This is a genomic window from Arcobacter ellisii, assembly GCF_003544915.1.
In the GTDB taxonomy this organism is placed as follows: Bacteria; Campylobacterota; Campylobacteria; order Campylobacterales; family Arcobacteraceae; genus Aliarcobacter; species Aliarcobacter ellisii.
In genome coordinates this window covers 1,886,216-1,905,995 of record NZ_CP032097.1, presented here as the reverse complement: position 1 = coordinate 1,905,995, position 19,780 = coordinate 1,886,216, and the positions used below count along the sequence as shown (strand labels likewise).

11 protein-coding genes are annotated in these 19,780 nt (G+C 26.2%); 8 read left to right on the top strand and 3 right to left on the bottom strand.

The window, feature by feature from the left end:
• Together AELL_RS09680 and AELL_RS09675 are read right to left on the bottom strand one after the other, a co-directional pair.
• Nucleotides 1-2,559: a putative bifunctional diguanylate cyclase/phosphodiesterase gene (locus tag AELL_RS09680; RefSeq protein ID WP_118917766.1), complete on the bottom strand. Its 2,559-nt coding sequence runs from the start codon at nt 2,557-2,559 to the stop codon at nt 1-3.
• Nucleotides 2,560-2,713: 154 nt separating this feature from the next.
• A complete protein-coding gene (locus AELL_RS09675) occupies nt 2,714-3,148 on the bottom strand; it encodes a globin domain-containing protein (protein WP_118917765.1) in 435 nt (144 codons plus the stop codon).
• 142 nt (nt 3,149-3,290) lie between these two features.
• Between AELL_RS09675 and AELL_RS09670 the strand changes: the two genes are divergently transcribed.
• The 7 genes from AELL_RS09670 (at nt 3,291) to AELL_RS09640 (ending at nt 15,698) form a co-directional block, all read left to right on the top strand.
• On the top strand, nt 3,291-3,887 hold the full coding sequence (locus tag AELL_RS09670) for a paraquat-inducible protein A (protein ID WP_118917764.1): 597 nt from the start codon (nt 3,291-3,293) through the stop codon (nt 3,885-3,887).
• On the top strand, nt 3,888-4,469 hold the full coding sequence (locus AELL_RS09665; protein ID WP_118917763.1) for a paraquat-inducible protein A: 582 nt from the start codon (nt 3,888-3,890) through the stop codon (nt 4,467-4,469).
• Entirely contained in the window at nt 4,462-7,125 is a 2,664-nt protein-coding gene (locus AELL_RS09660; RefSeq protein WP_118917762.1) for an MlaD family protein, read from the top strand. The genes AELL_RS09665 and AELL_RS09660 overlap by 8 nt, the downstream gene beginning before the upstream one ends.
• A 9-nt stretch (nt 7,126-7,134) precedes the next feature.
• A complete protein-coding gene (locus AELL_RS09655; RefSeq protein ID WP_118917761.1) occupies nt 7,135-8,427 on the top strand; it encodes a hypothetical protein in 1,293 nt (430 codons plus the stop codon).
• Nucleotides 8,428-8,437: 10 nt separating this feature from the next.
• The gene (locus AELL_RS09650) at nt 8,438-9,151 is read left to right on the top strand and encodes a metallophosphoesterase (protein ID WP_118917760.1); all 714 of its coding nucleotides are present in this window, start codon (nt 8,438-8,440) and stop codon (nt 9,149-9,151) included.
• Nucleotides 9,152-9,226: 75 nt separating this feature from the next.
• The gene (locus AELL_RS09645; protein ID WP_118917759.1) at nt 9,227-10,339 is read left to right on the top strand and encodes an HD-GYP domain-containing protein; all 1,113 of its coding nucleotides are present in this window, start codon (nt 9,227-9,229) and stop codon (nt 10,337-10,339) included.
• A gap of 1 nt (nt 10,340) precedes the next feature.
• On the top strand, nt 10,341-15,698 hold the full coding sequence (locus AELL_RS09640; RefSeq protein ID WP_118917758.1) for a response regulator: 5,358 nt from the start codon (nt 10,341-10,343) through the stop codon (nt 15,696-15,698).
• An 11-nt stretch (nt 15,699-15,709) separates the two neighbouring features.
• Here the strand turns inward: AELL_RS09640 and ciaB are convergent, their stop codons facing one another.
• On the bottom strand, nt 15,710-17,593 hold the full coding sequence (gene ciaB / locus AELL_RS09635) for an invasion protein CiaB (protein WP_118917757.1): 1,884 nt from the start codon (nt 17,591-17,593) through the stop codon (nt 15,710-15,712).
• A gap of 172 nt (nt 17,594-17,765) precedes the next feature.
• Between ciaB and htpG the strand changes: the two genes are divergently transcribed.
• Nucleotides 17,766-19,676, top strand: a complete 1,911-nt coding sequence (gene htpG, locus AELL_RS09630) for a molecular chaperone HtpG (RefSeq protein ID WP_118917756.1) — start codon at nt 17,766-17,768, stop codon at nt 19,674-19,676.
• Nucleotides 19,677-19,780 lie beyond the last annotated feature (104 nt).

The window sequence follows — 19,780 nt, the reverse complement described above, 5'->3', positions numbered from 1 at the left end:
TTATTTAAAAGAGACAAAGTTTTGCGATGGTTTTCCTATGTGGTAACCTTGATAGTAATCTATTTCTAATTCATCAAGAACTTTTACAATCTCTTCATTTTCTACAAACTCTGCGATTGCTTGAACTTCTAACTCTTTAGCAAGAGTAACAATACTATTTACAAAGGCTTTATCTTTTGCGTCTTTGTTGATATTTACAATAAAATCACCATCAATTTTTACATAATCAATTGGGAATTTTTTGATATAGTGGAAAGATGAGAAACCTGCACCAAAATCATCAATTGCAAATTTATAACCTTCTGATTTTAAAATATGAACAAATTTTTCAAGTAAAGAGAAGTTTTTAACTGTTTCTCTCTCTGTTATTTCAAATACAATTTTTTCTTTTTGAATATTATATTTTTCTACAAAACCATTTATTTTATTTATAAAATCACCCATAATAAGAGATTTAGGAGAAAGATTAATAAATAAAATTCCTTCATAAGAACTCTCTTGGATTTTTCTAAATGCTTTTTCAATAACCATTAAATCCATAGTATTTATAAGTCCTCTTGCTTCTGCAATTTCGATAAATTCAAAAGCTGATACAACTTTTCCATCTTGATGAATTCTCATTAGAAGCTCATGAATTACTAAACCATTATGATTTGAAGAAGATGGTTTAATTGGTTGGAAATAGGCTTCTATTTGGTCATTTTCAATTGCTTTTATTAAAAGTGAAGATTTTTCTTGTTTTTGTTTTAAAATAGAAGAAACATCTGTTTGATTTGGAATTTTTATAGAGTTTTTCCCTTCCTCTTTTGCTTGATACATCATTGAATCAGCAATTATAAACATATCTTTTTGAGATAAACTGTGAGTTGGATAAACTGAAATTCCTATTGAAATTGTAATTCCTACTCTTGTTCCATCAGGAGCGATTAATTTTTCTTGTTCAATTCTTTTTGAAATTCTATTTGCAACAGCCATTGCCCCATTTTCATCACATTCAGGAAGAATAATTGTAAATTCATCTCCTCCATATCTTGCAACTATATCTTCAGGACGTTTTTCTTTTTCTAAAATATCTGCAACAGTTTGTAAAAATTTATCTCCAAAAGAGTGTCCAAAGTTATCGTTTATTGGTTTAAAATTATCACAATCAATAACCATAAGTGCAAAAGGATATTTATGTCTTTGAGCTCTTTTAATCTCATAAGCCATCATATCATTAAATACTCTTTGATTAAATAAATCTGTAAGTGGATCACGTGCAGCATAATATTCTAAATCTTGAGTATATTTATGAATAGCTTTAACTGAACCAACTAAGTTAGCCATAGTTGTTAAAATCGAGTCAATTACAATATATCTAACTGGGTCATTTGAAAATACTGATTGAAGACCAATTCCTACAATTCCTCCAATTTTTGGAGTATCTAAAAATAGTGATTTTGTTCTATATTCAATAGAATCTTCTTCTAATTCAGATAAACAGATATTTTTATTTGCAACGATATGTTTTATTGTAAAATCTGTCATACCTTGGAAATATTCAGCCTCTTTTACGATATTATTAATATATCTATCAAACATCTCTTTTTGATGTTGTTTAGGAAGAGCTAACCAGAAAATATCAACTTCAAATTGGTCTTCTCCAACTCTAAAAATTGTCATTAAAGTATATGTTTCCATAATTTTATTAATTTCTATCAATAAATCACAAATATACTCTTTCCAATCTTTTACAACATCTGAAGTAATTATAAATTTATCTAAAAGTTTTATTTCAAACTCTAATAACTCTTTATCAACAGCAATACCTTTTAGTTTTCCTGCCATTGAATCAACATTTTTTATAATTTGGTTAAATTCTTTAAAGTATAAATCAATATCTTTTGAGTCAAAATCTCTAAAGTCTTGAATTGAATTTATATTTTCAACTTTATTGTTAAATAAATCTAAATTATCAGTTATTTTTCTTGTTGTATTTCTTGAAGATATAAATGCAATTAGGTAAAAAATAGGAATAATTATTAGAAAAAATGCAATAAATTGATATTTTGATTCTTTAAATATTGAGTTAAGATTTTGTTTTACTTCTAAAACTCCTAAAACATCACCTTCATTTACATTTACGTGACAGGCTTTACAATCTGTTGTTGCTTTTAGGGGTAAAATATTTCTAACAATGTTATTTTCAAAACTATCTAGTTGTTCAATTTTTCCATTTAAAACATCAACTAAAGTAGCATCTTTTTGTTTTTCTTCAATTTCTCCAAAAAGTTGTTTTACTTTTTCTCCTCTATAAATATTTATCTCATAATTACTACTTTGAAAATTATCTTCTAAAGATTTTGTAAACATCATCACATCATCTCTACTCCAACCTTTACGCATAACTTGATACATTGAAGAAAAGATTTGATTTGATATAGCTTTTGAATGATTTAAAGCTTCTTCTTTTGTAAGTTTTGTGTGAATATAAGTACTAAAGATAAAACAGAGTAAAAAGATAATTGATACTAAAATAATTTGTCGAGAGAATATATAGTTTTTAAAAGTTTTTTTCATTTTTAATCCTGAGAAATTTATCTGTTATATTATCAAAAAAAAGATATATATTAGAGAAAAATAGGTACTAATTGTTATTAAATTGTCAAAAAACTTTATAAAAAGGGATAGAATAAGTTATTAATTATTAAAAGAATGGTTATTAACCACTCTTTTAGTCTTGAGGTGTATTAACCATCCAAATAGAAAAAATATCTAAATAATTCCAAAAAGATTGTTTTAAATCATCAGGCATATCAAGTTTATTTAAAATAATAATATATGATTCAAGCCAAATTTTTCTAGCATTTGGAGTTATTTTAAAAGGTTGGTGACGACCAACCATCATTGGAGCTCCTCTATTTTGATTAAAATAATCAGGTCCTCCACAAATTTGAATAAAAAAATCAGCAGAGTGTTGTTTTGCTAAAGCAAAGCCCTCATCAGTTGGAGGGAATAGTCCTTTAATATCACTTTGTCTTAATAAATCATAATGGTCAGAGATTAATTTTCTCATCCCTTCTTCACCTAAAAATTCTAGAACTTTTGGGTCTGGTTTTACAACAGGAGGTCTAATACCCATTGGTGCTTCTGTAATAGTAAATTGCATTTTTATTAACCTTTTAAAAATATATAAATAATTTAACGCTAAAAGCGTTTTATATAATACAATATATTTGATTTTAAATAGTTTTTACGATTAAAAAAAGTTAACTATGTTAGAATACGAAGATTTAAAAAATAGGATTTTGATGCATAAAAATATGAACTCTATAATCGAATGTTATAGTTGTGGATTATTTATAAAAAAAGAGGCAAAAAAAAATGCAACTTTTCGATGTCCAAGATGTAATAGTAAATTAGAAATCAATAAAAAACACTCTAACGATTCTTTATATTATGCCATTTCTTCACTTTTATTATTTGGTATTTTAAATATCTATCCAATTATAACTTTGAATATAAATGAGAGTGAATTAAAAGCAACTTTAGTTGGAACAGTCTCAATTTTACTTGAACAAAACTTCTTTTTTGTTGGTTTAGTTGTTTTTTTTACTATTATTTTTGCCCCAATTTCAAACTCTTTAATAATTATTTTTGCTTTTATTCAAAAGAAAACAAAAATTAAATTGTTTACAAAAACGCTATTACACGATAGTTTTTATTTTTTTAAGCATTGGGGATTTATCGAGGTTTTTATAATAAGTATAATAGTTACATATATAAAATTAATAGGAATGGTAAGTTCTACAAAATTTGACATAGGTTTTTATGTTTTATTGGCTTATATTTTTTGTTTTTATATGTCAAATGTGAAGTTTGAGGGTAAAAGTGTATTTGGAGAATAAATGGTTTTAATCTCTTGTAAAAATTGTCATAAAGTCTATGAAAAAGAGAATTATGAGGATTTTATTTGTACTAGATGTAAACATAAAGTAACTAGAAGAATTAAAAACTCTTTGCAAGTCTCTTTAGCTTTAGTTATTTGTGCAATTTTATTATATATTCCAGCAATGGTTTATCCTATTATGGAAGTAACAAAACTTGGAGTTCAAATAGAAAGCACTATTTTAGAAGGTGTTATCAGCTTTTTAAATATGGAGAGTTATTTTATAGCAATTGTTATTTTTACTGCTAGTGTGGCAATTCCTATGATAAAACTTGTTGGTTTACTTTTTATATTTATCTCTTTAAAAATAAATATAAAAATGGAAAATAAAACAAAAAATTTGATTTTCAAATTTATTGAAGCTATTGGAAAATGGTCTATGATAGATATTTATGTAGTTGCAATTTTAGCTTCAATAGTTCAACTTGATGAAATTTTTAATATAAAAGGGGGAATTGCTGCAACCTCTTTTGCTTTAATGGTGATTTTAACAATGATAGCAGCAAATAGATTTGATACAAGGATTATTTGGGATGAGTAAAGATTTAATAAAAGAAGATGAATTGAAAGATGTAGTTTATCAACCTAAGATTGAAGATAAAAAATCAGTATCATTTATTTGGATTTTACCTTTGATTATATTGGGAATTTTAGGTTGGATTGCCTATGAATCTTATATGAAAAAAGGTACAAAAATCACTGTTGTTTTTAAAAGTGCAGAAGGTCTAAAAGAGAATGTTACACCTTTAGAATACAAAGGTTTACAACTTGGAAAAGTTACAAAAATCTCTATGCATGAAGATTTAAAAAGTGTAAAAGTAAATATTTTAGTAGATAATGATGTAGCAAAATATGTTGCAAGTGAAAGTTCAGAGTTTTGGATAAAAAAACCTACGGTTTCTTTAACAAAAGTATCAGGTCTTAATACTTTAATAAGTGGTTACAAAATTGAACTTTCTCCTAAATTTAAAACACAAGAAGAGTACAATCAAGGGACTTTTAAAAACTATTTTGAAGGACTTGATTCCCAACCAAATGATGAACTTGATGACAATGGATATTATATTTCATTAATTGCAAATGATAAAAGTAATATCGAAGTTGGAACACCAATATTTTATAATAAATTTCAAATAGGTGAAATAACTGCCAAAGAGTTTATCTTTGAAAAAGTTTATTTTACAGCTTATATTTATGATAAATTTAATTATTTAGTAAATAAAAGTTCAAAATTTGTAATAAACGAAGCTTTAAAAGTAAAATATGGTGCAAGTGGATTAAATATTGAATTAGGCTCTTTATATTCTGCTTTAGTTGGAGGAGTAACCGTCGTAACACCTGATAAAAATGAGAAAAAGATTTCTAAAGAAGAAGTTTATGTTTTATATGGAAAAGAGGATGATTTAAAAAATAAAGAGTATTTCACTATTAATTTTGCTGATGTAAATGGAATAGAAGAAGGGACGCCAATTATTTATAAAGGTATTGAAGTTGGTGAAATTTTAGAAGTTACTTTAAATAAAAATAACTTAAATACAAAAGCTTATGTTTATGATGAGTATAAATATTTACTTACAAAAAATACAAAGTTTTTTGTTGAAGAACCAACTATCTCTTTGGATGGAGTGAAAAATTTAGGAAATATTGTAAAAGGAAATTTTATCTCTTTGGATTTTAGAAAAGGGGATTTTTCAAATAGTTTTAATGCAATTAATAAAAAAGATTTAGACAAAATAGGAAACACAATAAAAGTTGAATTATTAAGTGAAAATCTAAACTCTATTTCTGAAAAATCAAAGGTTTATTATAAAAATATTGAAATAGGAAGAGTTGATAATTATGCTTTAACTCCTGATTTAAAAAATGTAAAAATCTCTCTTTTAATTGATGATAAATATAAAGATTTAATAAATAATAATAGTCTTTTTTATGATATGAGTTCAAAACTTGTGGAGATGAAAAGTTTAAATCTAAATGTAAATTATAGTGGAATTGAGCCATTGTTAAATGGAGCAATTGGACTTGTAGCAAATAAAAAAGATGAAAAATTAATAAAAAATGAGTTTAAACTTTATAGTTCATACAAAGATGTTGAAAGATTAAAAAGATTTTACAATAGTGGATTTACTATTGAAGCAGATTTTGATAATAGTTTTGAAATAAAACAAGATATGGCTATAGTTTATAAAAATCAAGAAATAGGTTTTGTAAAAGATATAAAATTTGATGATAAAAAATCAAAGGTTAGTCTATTTATCTACTCAAATTATAAAAAATTTATAACAGATAAAAGTAGATTTTTCAAACAAGGAATTGTAAATTTCAAAGCTAGTTTAAGTGGAGTTATATTTGAAGTTGATAATTTTTCATCTTTGATTGATGGTTCTATTCATTTGGATAACTCTTCAAATGTAGATTTTGCTAATTATAAAATCTATTCAAATGAAGATGAAATGAATAACTCTACAAATAGCATTACTATTGTTTTTGATGATGTTGAAGGAGTTCAAGAAAACTTCTCTCAACTTACATATAAAGGTGTAAATGTTGGAAAAGTTAAAAAAATCTCATTAAATGAAAATCAAAAAGTTGAAGTTCAAGCTTTGATTTATGATGATTATTCTTCTTTTGCAAAAGAGGGAACAGTTTATTATTTAAAAAAACCTAGAATCTCTTTACAAGAGATTGCAAATGCAGGTTCAACTGTAATGGCTGTAAATATTGGGGTAATTAAAAGTGAAAGTCTAAATAGACAAACAAAATTTGTTGGACTAGAAAATCAACCCTCAGTTGAAAAATCACAATTTGGAACAGTATTTAAAGTGGAAGATGTAACAGCTTCGAGCGTAAATGTTGATGCTCCTGTTTATTATAAAAATGTACAAATAGGAAAAGTAAGTAAAATTGATTTAAGTGAAGATGGTTCTAAAGTTGTAGTTGATTGTTTGATTTATGATAAATATACAAAACTTATTAGAAAAAATTCAGAGTTTTATGACATAAGTGGTTTTGAGATGAAATTCTCTATTTTTAGTGGTACAAAAGTTGAATCAAATACTTTTACAAGTCTATTAAAAGGTGGTTTAGTTGTTGTTACTCCTTATGAATATGGTGAAATAGCAAATCCAAAAGATAAGTTTACTTTAGTAAAAACATTAAGAGAAGATTGGAAAAGTATAAGTCCAAGTATAAAATAAAGGACAAAATTGTTAAACAATAATTTTTTAAGAATTTTAGTTTCTGGTGGGATTGCTACTGTTTTACAAAGAAGTTTAGGATTAAATCCTATTTCTTTGGAAGGTTTTGTCTTTTTTTTATTGATTTTTTCAACAGTTAGTTATTTTTGGATATTTATTTTTCCAAAGAAAAAAAAGGAACTAAGTCAAGAGGAAAAAGAGAAACTAATAAAACAAAAAGAGTTGGATAATAAAATCTATTTTGCTTATGTTAAAAAATCTATTTTGATTGTTTGTTCTTTAATTTGTTTAAATATTATTGTAAATTTTTTATCTTTTAAAATAGGATTATTTGATGATAGTTTTAAATATAGATTTGATACAAAAAAAGCAATTGCTTTAAATTTAGATAATGAAAATCTTGTAAAAGATATTGGAGTTTATGATGAATTTTACTCTTTATATAAAAAAGATGGAAAATATTTTTTAGTTCAAAAAAATGAAGAAACAAATAAATATATTTTAACTCTTTATTCAAGTTTTTATATTTCAGATATTTTTGATAATTTAAAAGATGAAGAGAATTTTTTGGATATTTTAGAAAATATTTCTCCAACACTTTATAAAGAGATAACTTTACAAGATTTTATTTTTAAACCTCTGTGGTTTTTTAATAATTCAAAAGATATTTATTGGTTAAGTGAAGATATTGAGTTTTATAAAAATGAGTATAAAAAATATATTGAAGAAAAAAAAGCAAAAGAAAAAGAAGAAAAATATAAATCTTTGTTAAATAAAGATTTACAAAATCTAAGTGAAATCGAATTATTTAATCTTTTGAAAGATATTTATAAAATAAGTGCTTTTACGGAAGAAGAGAGTTATTTAATAGCTATTTTTAATGAACTTGATAAAAGAGATAAAAATAAAACAAAAGATTTGAATATAGATGCTTATAGATTTGCTTTACTCGCATATTTTCATTTATATAAAACAAAAGTAGAGTTAAATTATATTTTGAAAAAATATGAAAAAGGTGTTGTTTATGCCTTTGATTTTTGGGATTTAAAACCTGATGTAAATATAAAATTTTCTCACGCTAGATTTGTAAATTTAAAAAGTGATGAAGTAACGGTTTTTTATCAAGAGAATCTACAAAATATTGAGATTTTAGGAAATGAAATAATTCTATTTCAAAAAGATGGAACAAAAATCTCTTTAGGATTTTTTGAAAAAGAGGATTTAGAAACTATAAAAAACAAATTATCTATTTTAATAAGAGATATTTATTTGGTTCAAAATATTTATAATAAGTTGAAATAAGGATTTTTATATGACTTATGTAATTGGTGATGTTCATGGAGAGTTTGATTGTCTAAGAAGATTAGTAGAAAAACTTCCAAAAGAGTCTAAACTTATTTTTGTTGGTGATTTAGTTGATAGGGGAAGAAAATCAAAAGAGGTTGTGGAGTTTGTAAAAAACAATAATTTTTTATGTGTTCTTGGAAATCATGAAAAAATGATGATTGAGTATGTTGATGAGTTTGAAAAAACATATCCAAATCTTCCTTGTATGATTTATTATCACCGATGGATACACAACGGTGGAAAACAGACACTTCTTTCTTATAAAGTTATAGAAGTAGATAAAAGTGATGGAAAATTGGTTTGCCTTGAAGATAAAGAAAAATTCCAAAGACTTTTAGATGATGTGAAGTGGTTAAAAACTTTACCTCTATTTATAGAATTGGAGTTTAAAAAAAATGATAAACCAATAGTGATTTCTCACGCTTCTATGGCTGATGTTTGGTATTTAAAAGATGATGTAAAAAAACAAGAAACTATAGAAGAGTATGCTTTATGGAATAGAAAAGAACCAAAAATTGATGTTCCAATTTTTAATATTTTTGGACACACTATTCAAAAAGAGGTAGATTTAACAAAACATTTTATAGATGTAGATACTGGGTGTTGTTATGCAGATAAAGGTTATGGAAAATTAAGTGCTTACTGTATAGAAACAAATCAAATTATTTTTACTAAATAAAATAATTTTTTGTATAGATTTTATGAGGAATTCTGCTATCATTTAAGAAATAAAGCTTAAATATTAAGGTTTTTCATGCAAGAAAAAAAAAGTCATAAACAGACAATTTTAGTTGTAGATGATACCCCTGATAATCTTTTTTTAGTATCAAATTTATTAAAAGATTTATATAGTGTTAAAGTGGCAAATAGTGGTGAAAAAGCTTTAAAATATCTTTTTGAAACAAATATCCCTCCTGATTTAATCCTTCTTGATATTATGATGCCCGTGTTAAGTGGTTATGATGTTTTAAAAAAGATAAAAGAAAATCCCCAATTAAGTAGTATTCCAATTGTATTTTTAACTGCAAAAAGTTCTGTAGAAGATGAAAAAATGGGATTAGAATTAGGAGCTAGTGATTATATTACAAAACCTATTTCTCCTCCAATTTTATTGGCTCGTGTTAAAACACAACTTGAAAATAAAGCAGCAGCAGATTTTTTAAAAGACCATAATGATTTTTTAGAAAAAGAGATTCAAAAAAGAACTCAAGAGATAGTTGCAATTCAAGATGTTACTATTTTTGCAATGGCGTCGTTGGCTGAAACAAGAGATAATGAAACGGGAAATCATATTAGAAGAACAAGAAATTATGTAAAAGTTCTTGCTTTAAAACTACAAAATCATCCAAAATTCAAAGAGTATTTAACGGATGATATGATTAACACTTTATATAAATCAGCTCCTTTACATGATATTGGAAAAATTGGAATTCCTGATCATATTTTATTAAAACCTGGAAAACTAACTCCTGAAGAGTTTGAGATTATGAAAACTCACACAACTTTAGGAAAAGAGGCGATTGAACATGCTGAAAATCAACTAGGATTTGAGGTTGATTTTTTAAAAACTGCAAAAGAGATAGCTTATTCTCATCAGGAAAAGTATGATGGTTCAGGTTATCCTTTAGGACTAAAAGGTGATGAAATACCAATTAGTGCAAGACTTATGACAGTTGCTGATGTTTATGATGCCTTGATTAGTAGAAGAGTTTATAAAGAGAGTTTTGATTTAGATGTAACAATAAAAATAATGAAAGAGGGTAGAGGAACTCATTTTGACCCTGATATGATAGATGCATTTTTAGAGATAAAAGATGAGTTTGAAAATATAGCAGAAAGTTTTAACGACAAACATAACGAGGAATAAAATGAAAAAAGCTCTTTTTTTACTACTAATCTTTCCTCTTTTTTTAATTGCAAGTTTCAAAGACTCATTAACAAAAGAGGAAAAAACTTGGCTTGATAATCAAAAGGTTATAACAGTTGGCGCAATGGACAATTGGGAACCTATCAATTTTGTTGATTATAAAAATCAGCCTTCAGGAATTGGGGCTTCAATCGTAGAAATCTTAAATAAAAAATTAGATAATAAACTACAAATTGTCTCTTCACATTGGAATGAAATTTATGAAAAAACAAAAGCTGGAGAGTTAAATGCCATTTTTGATATAACTCCAAAAAAAGAGAGAGAAGAGTTTTTTTTATTTACAAAAGCCTATTTACAAATTCCCCATGTGATAGTTTCAAGGTCTCAACAACAGCCATTTTTATCTTTAGTTGATTTAAACGAAAAAGTTGTTGCTCTTGAAAAAGGTGTTGGAACAATCATTGATTTAGAAAAAAACTTTCCTAATATAAAAATAAAAACTTTTGAAAATACAACTTTTGCTTTAGATGCAGTTTCAAGGGGAATTGCAGATGCTTATATTGGAAATAGGGCAGTTGTTGATTATAAAATAAGAAATGAACTTTTAACTAATTTAAAAGTTGATAATATTGATATAACAAGAAAACCAACACTTCTTACAATTGGTATTTCAAAACAATATCCATTGTTAGCATCTATTTTACAAAAGGCTATGGATGAAGTTCCCATTGAAGAGATAAATAAAATCTATTCAAAATGGACAAAAGAAAAAATTATTGATATTGGTTTGACTAAAGAAGAAAAAAATTATTTAACACAAAAAGGAAAACTTAAATTAGTAACTTCAAATGATAGTTGGGCTCCATATCTATTTATAGATAATAACAATAATATAAATGGTTTAGAAATAGATTTTTTTAATCTTTTACAATCAAGACTTAGAATTCCAATTGAACTTGAATATAAAGTTTGGAGTGAAGCTTTAGATGATGCTAGAAAACATAAATATGATGGTATCTTCCCTGCTACTCCAACGCCTGAGCGAAAAAAAGACTTACTTTTTTCAAATTCTTATTATATTTCATCAATTGCAATAGTTACAAATAATAATTTAAAAGAGTTCAATGAAAACAATTTTTCTGGAAAAAAGATAGCACTTTTTAAAGATAGTTTTGTAAAAGAGTTTATAGAACAAAGAGTTAAAAATGCAAAAATTATTGAAATTGAAGGTGGAATAAAAGAACTTTTAAATACTTTAAAAAATGGACAAGTTGATGCAATTGCAGATTATACAGCAGCTTTAAATTTTGGTATAAAAGAGAATAATCTTGAAGATAAAATAAAAATTTCAAAAGTTTTTAATTCTGATGATTTAACAGGTTCAAATTATGGAACAACAAATAAAGAGCCTTTATTAAACTCAATTATAAATAAAGCCATAGCCTCTTTTACAAAAGAGGAAATTGAAACTATAAAAACTAGATGGGAAGGAACACTTCCTTCTATTTTAAAAAAGAGTGAAAAGCTTGTTTTTTTAACAAAAGAGGAAGAGTTATGGTTAAAGGAACATCCTGTTATAAAATATGCTGGTGATCCAAATTATATGCCTTTTGAATCTTTTGATTTTAATGGAAATTATATAGGAATAGTTGCAAATCATTTGGATTTTATAGAGGAGAATCTTGGGATAAAAATTGAGATTTTAAAAACTAACTCTTGGAGAGAGACTTTAGATTTTGCAAAAACAAATAAAGTTGATATGTTTTCAAATTATGTTGGAGTTGAAGATTTTAGTGATACTCATATTACAGTTCCAATGGATATAGAAAGTCCTGTTGTTGTAGTTGGGAAAAGGGATAAAAATCAAGATTTTATTATTTCTATTTCTCAATTAAAAGATAAAAAAATTGCTGTAATCAAAGATTATTTTTATTTAAAAGAGATTTATAAAAAATTTCCAAATATGAATTATATTGAAGTTGAAAATGCTCAAGTAGCTTTAAATGGTGTTTCTTTAGGAATCTATGATTTTGCACTTTGTTCTTTACCTGTTGCTACATATAATATAAATCAAGGCTTATCAAATATAGAGATTATTGGAAAAACTGATGACTATATGCAACTTGGTTTTTCTATTAGAAAAGATTATGAAATTCTTTCAAAGATTATAGAAAAAGTTTTAATTTATCACAATAACACAGAATTTAATGAAGTTATAAAAAATTGGGAGAAGGTTACAAAAGAGAGTGATTTAAACTGGGATTTTATTTTTAAGATTCTAATTATCATTTTATCTATGATTATAATTTTGTTGTTATGGAATTATCAACTTAAAAGACAAGTTAGTAAAAAGACCTATGAATTATCTAAATTATTGAAATTTTTTGATGAAAATGTAATTGCTTCAAGAACTGATTTAGAAGGAAATATTACTTATGTGAGTGATGCTTTTTGTAAAATTAGTGGAAATAGTAGAGAGTTTATGCTTGGGAAAAATCATAGAATTGGAAAACATCCAGATAATGATCCACAAATATATAAAGAGATGTGGCAAACAATTATAGATGGTAAAACATGGAAAGGTAGAATAAAAAATAAAACTAAAGATGGTGGTTACTATTGGGTTGATAGTATTATCGAACAAGAAAAAGATAATGATGGAAATGTAATAGGTTATTTATCTATAAGACATGATGTTACAGCTCAAGTTGAATTGGAAAAATTAAGTGCAAATCTTGAGAATATTATAAAAGAGAGAACTGCTGAATTATATGAAATGAACCAAAAACAAAAAGCTATTTTTGATACAGCAAGTATTGGGATAGTTTTATTAAAAAATAGAATAATAAATGAATTAAATGACAAAATTTGTAATATTTTTGGTTATGAATATGATGAACTTTTAAATCAATCAACTAGAATCTTTTTCTTAAATGATGAAGATTATGATAGTGTAAAAGAAGAGTATGAAATTTTAAAAGAGCATAAAGTTGTAACTTGGGAACAAAAATTTGTAAGAAGAAATGGAATTTCTTTTTGGGCAAGAATTAGTATGCAAGCAATTGATTTTATGGATTTGGACAAAGGAACAGTTGCTATTATTGATGATATTACTTTAGAGAAAAAAGCTTTAGAAGATATCAAAAAAGCAAAAGAGTTAGCAGAAGAATCAACAAAATCAAAAAGCGAATTTTTGGCAAATATGAGCCATGAAATTAGAACTCCAATGAATGCAATAATTGGAATGGCATATCTTGCATTACAAACTAATTTAGATGAACAACAAAAAAATTATATTCAAAAAATTGATAGAGCTTCTAAAAATCTTTTAGGAATTATAAATGATATTTTAGACTTTTCAAAAATTGAAGCAGGGAAAATGCATTTTGAAAAAATTGATTTTTCACTTGATGACATTTTGTCAAATATTTCAAGTCTATTTACATTTCAAACTCAAGAAAAAGGTTTAGAACTTCTATTTGATATTGATACAACTTTGCCACTTGCCTTAAAAGGAGATGCTTTAAGACTAAATCAAGTGCTAACAAATCTTTTAAGTAATGCTATTAAATTTACTTCAAAAGGTGAAGTTATATTAAGTATTAAACAACTATCAAAAAATGAAAATGAAGTTGAAATAAGATTTGATGTAAAAGATTCAGGTATTGGAATTTCTGATGAACAAAAGGCAAAATTATTTAATTCATTTTCTCAAGCTGATAACTCAACAACAAGAAAATATGGAGGAACAGGTTTAGGTCTTGCAATTTCAAAACAGATTGTTGAACTAATGGGCGGAAGTGTTGGTTTAGAGAGTACAGTTGGTGTTGGAAGTGATTTTTATTTTATTTTAAAATTTGATTTACAAGAGAAACAAAAAAATTTAGATTTAATGGAAAATGATATCAATAATCTAAAAGTTCTAATTGTAGATGATAATGCTTCTTCAAGGGAAATACTTGAAAATATTATTAAATCACTAAAATTTGAAGTAAAAGCTTTATGTTGTGGAAAAGAGTCTGTTATTGAATTAAAAGAGGCATATTCAAAAAATGAACCATATAATTTAGTTTTAATGGATTGGAAAATGCCAGATTTAGATGGGATTGAAACAATAATTAAAATCAATGAAGAGATAAAAGAGATTCCAGCTTTTATAATGGTTACAGCTTATGATAGGGATGAACTTATTGAAAAAGCAAAAGAGGTAAAAATTTTAGGTTTCCTTGAAAAACCAATTAGTCCATCAACTCTATATGATACTATCCTTAAATCTTTTGGAAAAGAGATAGTTAAAAGTTCTAAAGAGTTTAGACATGATATCAATTTTAATGAGATAAAAGCTTTAGTTAGTGGAGCAAAAATTCTTTTAGTTGAAGACAATCTTCAAAATCAAGAGATAGCAACAGAGTTTTTAAATAAAGCAAATATAAATATAGTTATTGCAAACAATGGAAAAGAAGCTGTTGATATTTTAAATGAAAATGAAGAGTTTGATGCTGTTTTAATGGATTGTCAAATGCCAATTATGGATGGTTATGAAGCTACAAAACATATAAGAGAGATAGAAAAATTCGCAAATTTACCAATTATTGCTATGACAGCAAATGCAATGCAAGGTGATAAAGAAAAATGTATTAGTGTTGGAATGAATGATTATATCTCTAAACCTTTGGATTTTAATAAGTTTTATGAAACTTTAGGAAAATGGGTTAAACTGAAAAATCCAATCCAAAAAGTTACAGAAAAAATTGAAGTTGAAGATATAAATATCGATAACTTAAAAATAGAAGGCATTGATATAAACGAAGCACTAGCACGAATGGCTGGAAATAAAAAACTCTTTTTAACTCAATTAGAAAGATTTGTTAAATCTCAAGAGGATTTTAAAACTAGAATTGTAGATGAAGATTTAGAAACAGCTATAAGAGAAGCACACACTTTAAAAGGTCTTTGTGGAAATATTGGAGCAAATAGTTTATTTACTAAGGCAAAAGAGCTTGAATACCATCTAAAAGAGAAAGGTTTTGATAATAATAGTTTCCTTTTAATTCAAATTCTAAATGAAGAGTTACAAGAGTTAATTGAAAAAATAAAAGAACAACTAAATATTTTTGGATTAGAAAAAGAAAATGAGAGTTTGGATAATTTGGAAATAGATGAAGAAAAAGTATCTAAACTAATAGATGAACTTCAATATCTTTTAGATGAACTTGATTCAGATGCAATTATAAAAGCAAATGAGTTAAAAAATGAGTTATCAAAAACTCTTCATAGTGAAAAACTTGATAGATTGATGAGTAGTATAAATAATTTTGATTTTGATAAAGCTAGTGAAATTTTACAAACTATAAAATAAGAGAAAATCTCTTATTTTATATAGTTACTTTTTTTATCAACTGTGTCTAATTCTTGTCCAATTTCTTGGTATCTTTTGAAGTAATATTTTACAAATGAGTTTATAGTTTCATCATTTGGCATAAAATATTTTTCAGTTTTTGTTGCATAGTTATTTAAAAACTGTGTTGCATCAAGTTTGTCTAAATAGTGTTTTGCTAAAGCTGTGTAGTTTGTGATATACCAAGCTTTTAAGGCTTCAAATTTTTTATCACTTATATCTATATTTAGTTTTTTATTTTCATTATCCCAAGCTAAAACACCACTTTCAAAAAGCCCACTTAAATGAATTAATCCTTCACAATAATAAGGTTGAACTTCATCAACTTCCATCCAACCAATAAGCCCAACACTTCTTTTTACAAGGTCAATTAAAACTTGTTCTTTTAGGTGTAGTTCATCTGTATCAACATCGAGTAAATATGAGATTAAACCTCCAGTTGTTGCTTTGAACTCTTCGATATTTTTGAAGTTTCCAGTTTTATTCATAACTGATTCTGTTTCATCATCACACCACAAAATATGTCCATATTCATGTCCCACAGTGCTAATATCATAAACTTGATGCCAAGAAGCTGTTTCATTAAATAAGAACATTCTATCTCGCGTAAGTAACTCTTGACCGAAGATTTCACGGCTTAGTTTTAAAAATGGTTTAGCCCTGCTTGTTTGTAAAATCTCATCAGAAAATGCAAAGATTTTTTTACCTTCTTCTAAAGATACAACTTCATCATTTGGTACAACTTGAGCTGAAAATAGTCCATTTAATTCTGCACCAAAAAATAGTGCTGGTCGTCCCACATAAAGTTGAACTTTATCAAGGGATTTAAAAGAAAAATCATAGATTTTTTTGTAGCTTTCATTTGCTTCAAAACTTGAAAATATTTTTGCAAAAGCTGATTTTATTTTATTTACTCTATGGTCATTTTGAGCAAATTTTGGATTTGTAAGTCTAATATCCCATTCAAGTGCAACAGCTTTTCTAAAATGGTCTTCATAGTATTCAAGTGGATGTCCGATTTGAATTGGAGTTTTTATTTTCATCCAAGCTCTATCTACATCTGCCCATTTTGAAACTAATTCATTTGTTCTATCTTCACTAAATGCTTTTATAAGTGCTTGAATATATAAAACATAATCCCATTTTTGGTTATAGATTTCATCTTCAAGTTCGATTAGTTTATCTGCAAACTCTTCAAGTGCATCCACAACTTCTGTTGTCTCTTTTTTGAAAGCTTTTATATATGCTAAAGATTTGTATTTGTCACCATCTTTAACTAAAGCAGAATAACATCTATCAGCAGTAATTCCTCCATGTCCTAAATCAAAAAGTTTTTCATCTTCAAGATATTTCATAATTTTTGCTTCATCACCTTCAAATTTGGCAACTAACTCTTTATTTATTCCATTTATAATATGAGCTGTCCAAGAAGTTTGCCAAGATGACATTTGAAGTCCTACGTTATAAACTCCAATAAATACTTCCCTATAAAAAGGTGTTAAAAGTTTGTTCTCAACTATAAAATCAATAAATTTTGTATGTTTGTCATGCCAATACTCTTTTACAAATTGATAAGCTTTTTCTTGTAAAGAAATGATTTCTTTCTCATTTTTTTCAAGCTTTTTTAATACTTGAACTAAACTATCATCTCTTAAATTCACAAGTCTTGTAACAAGTGCAAATCTTAAATCACTATTCATTTCAAGATTTAAAGATTTTGCAAAATCATCAATAAGAGTTAGTTTATCAAACTCTTCATTTTCTAAAAATTTTATTAATTCATTTGTTTTTGTTTTTTGGTCATTTAAAAAATCATATATTTTTTGTAAGTCATTTAAAAATTCTTCTTTTGTCATTTTTAATCCTCGTATTTTAAAAAGTTGAGTTTATCTAGTTTGAACTTTTTTTTAGTTAAATTAGCACTCAATTATAAAAAGTGCTAATTTTAATAAAAACTTTAGCTAACTTTTATAAAGTTGCGATAAAATTATCTTCTAAAATTAAATAAATTATAGGAGAAATTATAAGATGGCAAAACATCAATTTCAAACAGAAGTAGGACAATTATTACATTTAATGACACACTCTTTATACTCAAATAAAGAGATTTTTATAAGAGAACTTGTATCAAATGCAAGTGATGCTATTGATAAATTAAACTATTTAAGATTAACAGATGAAAATCTAAAAGATAAATTTGCAGATTGGAAAGGTGAGATTAATATCTCTTTTGATGAAGCTGATAAATCTTTAACAATTTCAGATAATGGTATTGGGATGAATGAAGCTGATTTAATAGCTTCAATTGGAACAATCGCAAAATCAGGAACAAAATCATTTGTTGAAAATTTAACTGGTGATGCAAAAAAAGATTCAAACTTAATCGGTCAATTTGGGGTTGGATTTTATTCAGTATTTATGGTAGCTTCAAATGTTGATGTAATTACTAAAAAAGCTGGTGAAGAACAAGCTTATAAGTGGTCATCAACTGGAACTGGAGAGTTTGATTTAACTCCTGCTATTAAAGAGTCAAATGGAACAGTTATTTATATCAAATTAAAAGATGATGAAGTAAGTGAATTTGCATCTAAATATAGAATCAAAAATATTGTTGGAAAATATTCAAATCATATTGCTTATCCAATTTTCTTAAATTATAGTGAAGAAGTAACTGAAACTTTAAGTGAAGAAGATAAAAAAGCAGGAAAAGAATCAGCAAAAACAACTGAGAGAAAACACGAAAAAATCAATGAAGCAACAGCTTTATGGATGCAACCAAAAGCAAAATTAAAAGAGCAAGATTATAATGATTTTTATAAATCAATTTCTCATGATAGTTCAGACCCAATGCTTACAATTCACACAAAAACAGAGGGTGTAAACGAATATACAACACTATTTTATATTCCAAAAACTGCACCAATGGATATGTATAGGGCAGATTTCCAAAGTGGTGTTAAACTTTATGTTAAAAGAGTATTTATCACAGATGATGAAAAAGAGTTATTACCAACTTATTTAAGATTTGTAAGAGGAATTATTGACTCTGAAGATTTACCTTTAAATGTAAGTAGAGAGATTTTACAAGAAAATAGAATTCTTGCAAATATCAAACAAGGAAGTGTTAAAAAAATCCTTGCTGAAATCAAAAAATTGTCAAAAGATGAAGAAAAATACGCTGAGTTTGTAGCTCAATATATTAGACCTTTAAAAGAGGGTGTATATCAAGACTTTACAAATAAAGAGGCTATTTTAGAGCTTTTAAGATATAAATCAACAAAAACTGAACTTGGAAAAATGACTTCGTTAGAAGCATATAAAGAAAGAGCTAATACTGAGCAAAAAGCTATTTATTATATCGTTGGAGAAAATGAAAAAGTATTAAGAAATTCTCCACTAATAGAGTCATATAAGAAAAATGACATTGAAGTTTTAATCTTAGATGATAAAGAAATCGATGAAATCATCACTCCTGCAATTGGTGCATATAAAGAGTGGGAATTTAAAGATATTACAGCTTGTGAGCCTCCAAAAGTTGAACAAACTGAAGAAGAGAAAAAAGAAGTTGAGGAAAAATTCCAAGACATTACTAAAAAAATCAAAGATAAATTAGGTGATGCAGTTAAAGATGTAAAAGTTACAAATAGACTTTCAGAGTCTCCATCGTGCGTTGTAAAAGATGCAGCTGATGCACAAATGGCAGCAATGGCTCATATGTTTAGAGCAATGGGACAAGCTATCCCAGAATCAGCTCCAATCTTAGAAATTAACCCTGACCATGAAATCGTAAAAAAATTAAACGGTTGTGCAGATGAATCAACAATCGAAGATGTTTCTTGGATTTTATTAGACCAAGCAAAATTAAGTGAAGGTATGGAAATCACAGATACTGTAGCTTTCGCTCAAAGATTATCAAGAATTACTGCTAAAGCTTTATAAAATAAAAGAACTATTTGCACGCATCTTTGGCGTTGCAAATAGTTAGCTTTCCCCTTCTATATTTTCATCAAACTAGTTTATTATTAGTTTTTATTTAGTAGTAT

Bases quoted from the DNA above. Each gene is read 5' to 3' on its own strand.
- ciaB (WP_118917757.1), bottom strand. From the start codon at position 17,593: ATGACAAAAGAAGAATTTTTAAATGACTTACAAAAAATATATGATTTT.
- AELL_RS09680 (WP_118917766.1), bottom strand. From the start codon at position 2,559: ATGAAAAAAACTTTTAAAAACTATATATTCTCTCGACAAATTATTTTA.
- AELL_RS09660 (WP_118917762.1), top strand. From the start codon at position 4,462: ATGAGTAAAGATTTAATAAAAGAAGATGAATTGAAAGATGTAGTTTAT.
- AELL_RS09665 (WP_118917763.1), top strand. From the start codon at position 3,888: ATGGTTTTAATCTCTTGTAAAAATTGTCATAAAGTCTATGAAAAAGAG.
- AELL_RS09650 (WP_118917760.1), top strand. From the start codon at position 8,438: ATGACTTATGTAATTGGTGATGTTCATGGAGAGTTTGATTGTCTAAGA.
- AELL_RS09645 (WP_118917759.1), top strand. From the start codon at position 9,227: ATGCAAGAAAAAAAAAGTCATAAACAGACAATTTTAGTTGTAGATGAT.
- AELL_RS09640 (WP_118917758.1), top strand. From the start codon at position 10,341: ATGAAAAAAGCTCTTTTTTTACTACTAATCTTTCCTCTTTTTTTAATT.
- AELL_RS09675 (WP_118917765.1), bottom strand. From the start codon at position 3,148: ATGCAATTTACTATTACAGAAGCACCAATGGGTATTAGACCTCCTGTT.
- AELL_RS09670 (WP_118917764.1), top strand. From the start codon at position 3,291: ATGCATAAAAATATGAACTCTATAATCGAATGTTATAGTTGTGGATTA.
- htpG (WP_118917756.1), top strand. From the start codon at position 17,766: ATGGCAAAACATCAATTTCAAACAGAAGTAGGACAATTATTACATTTA.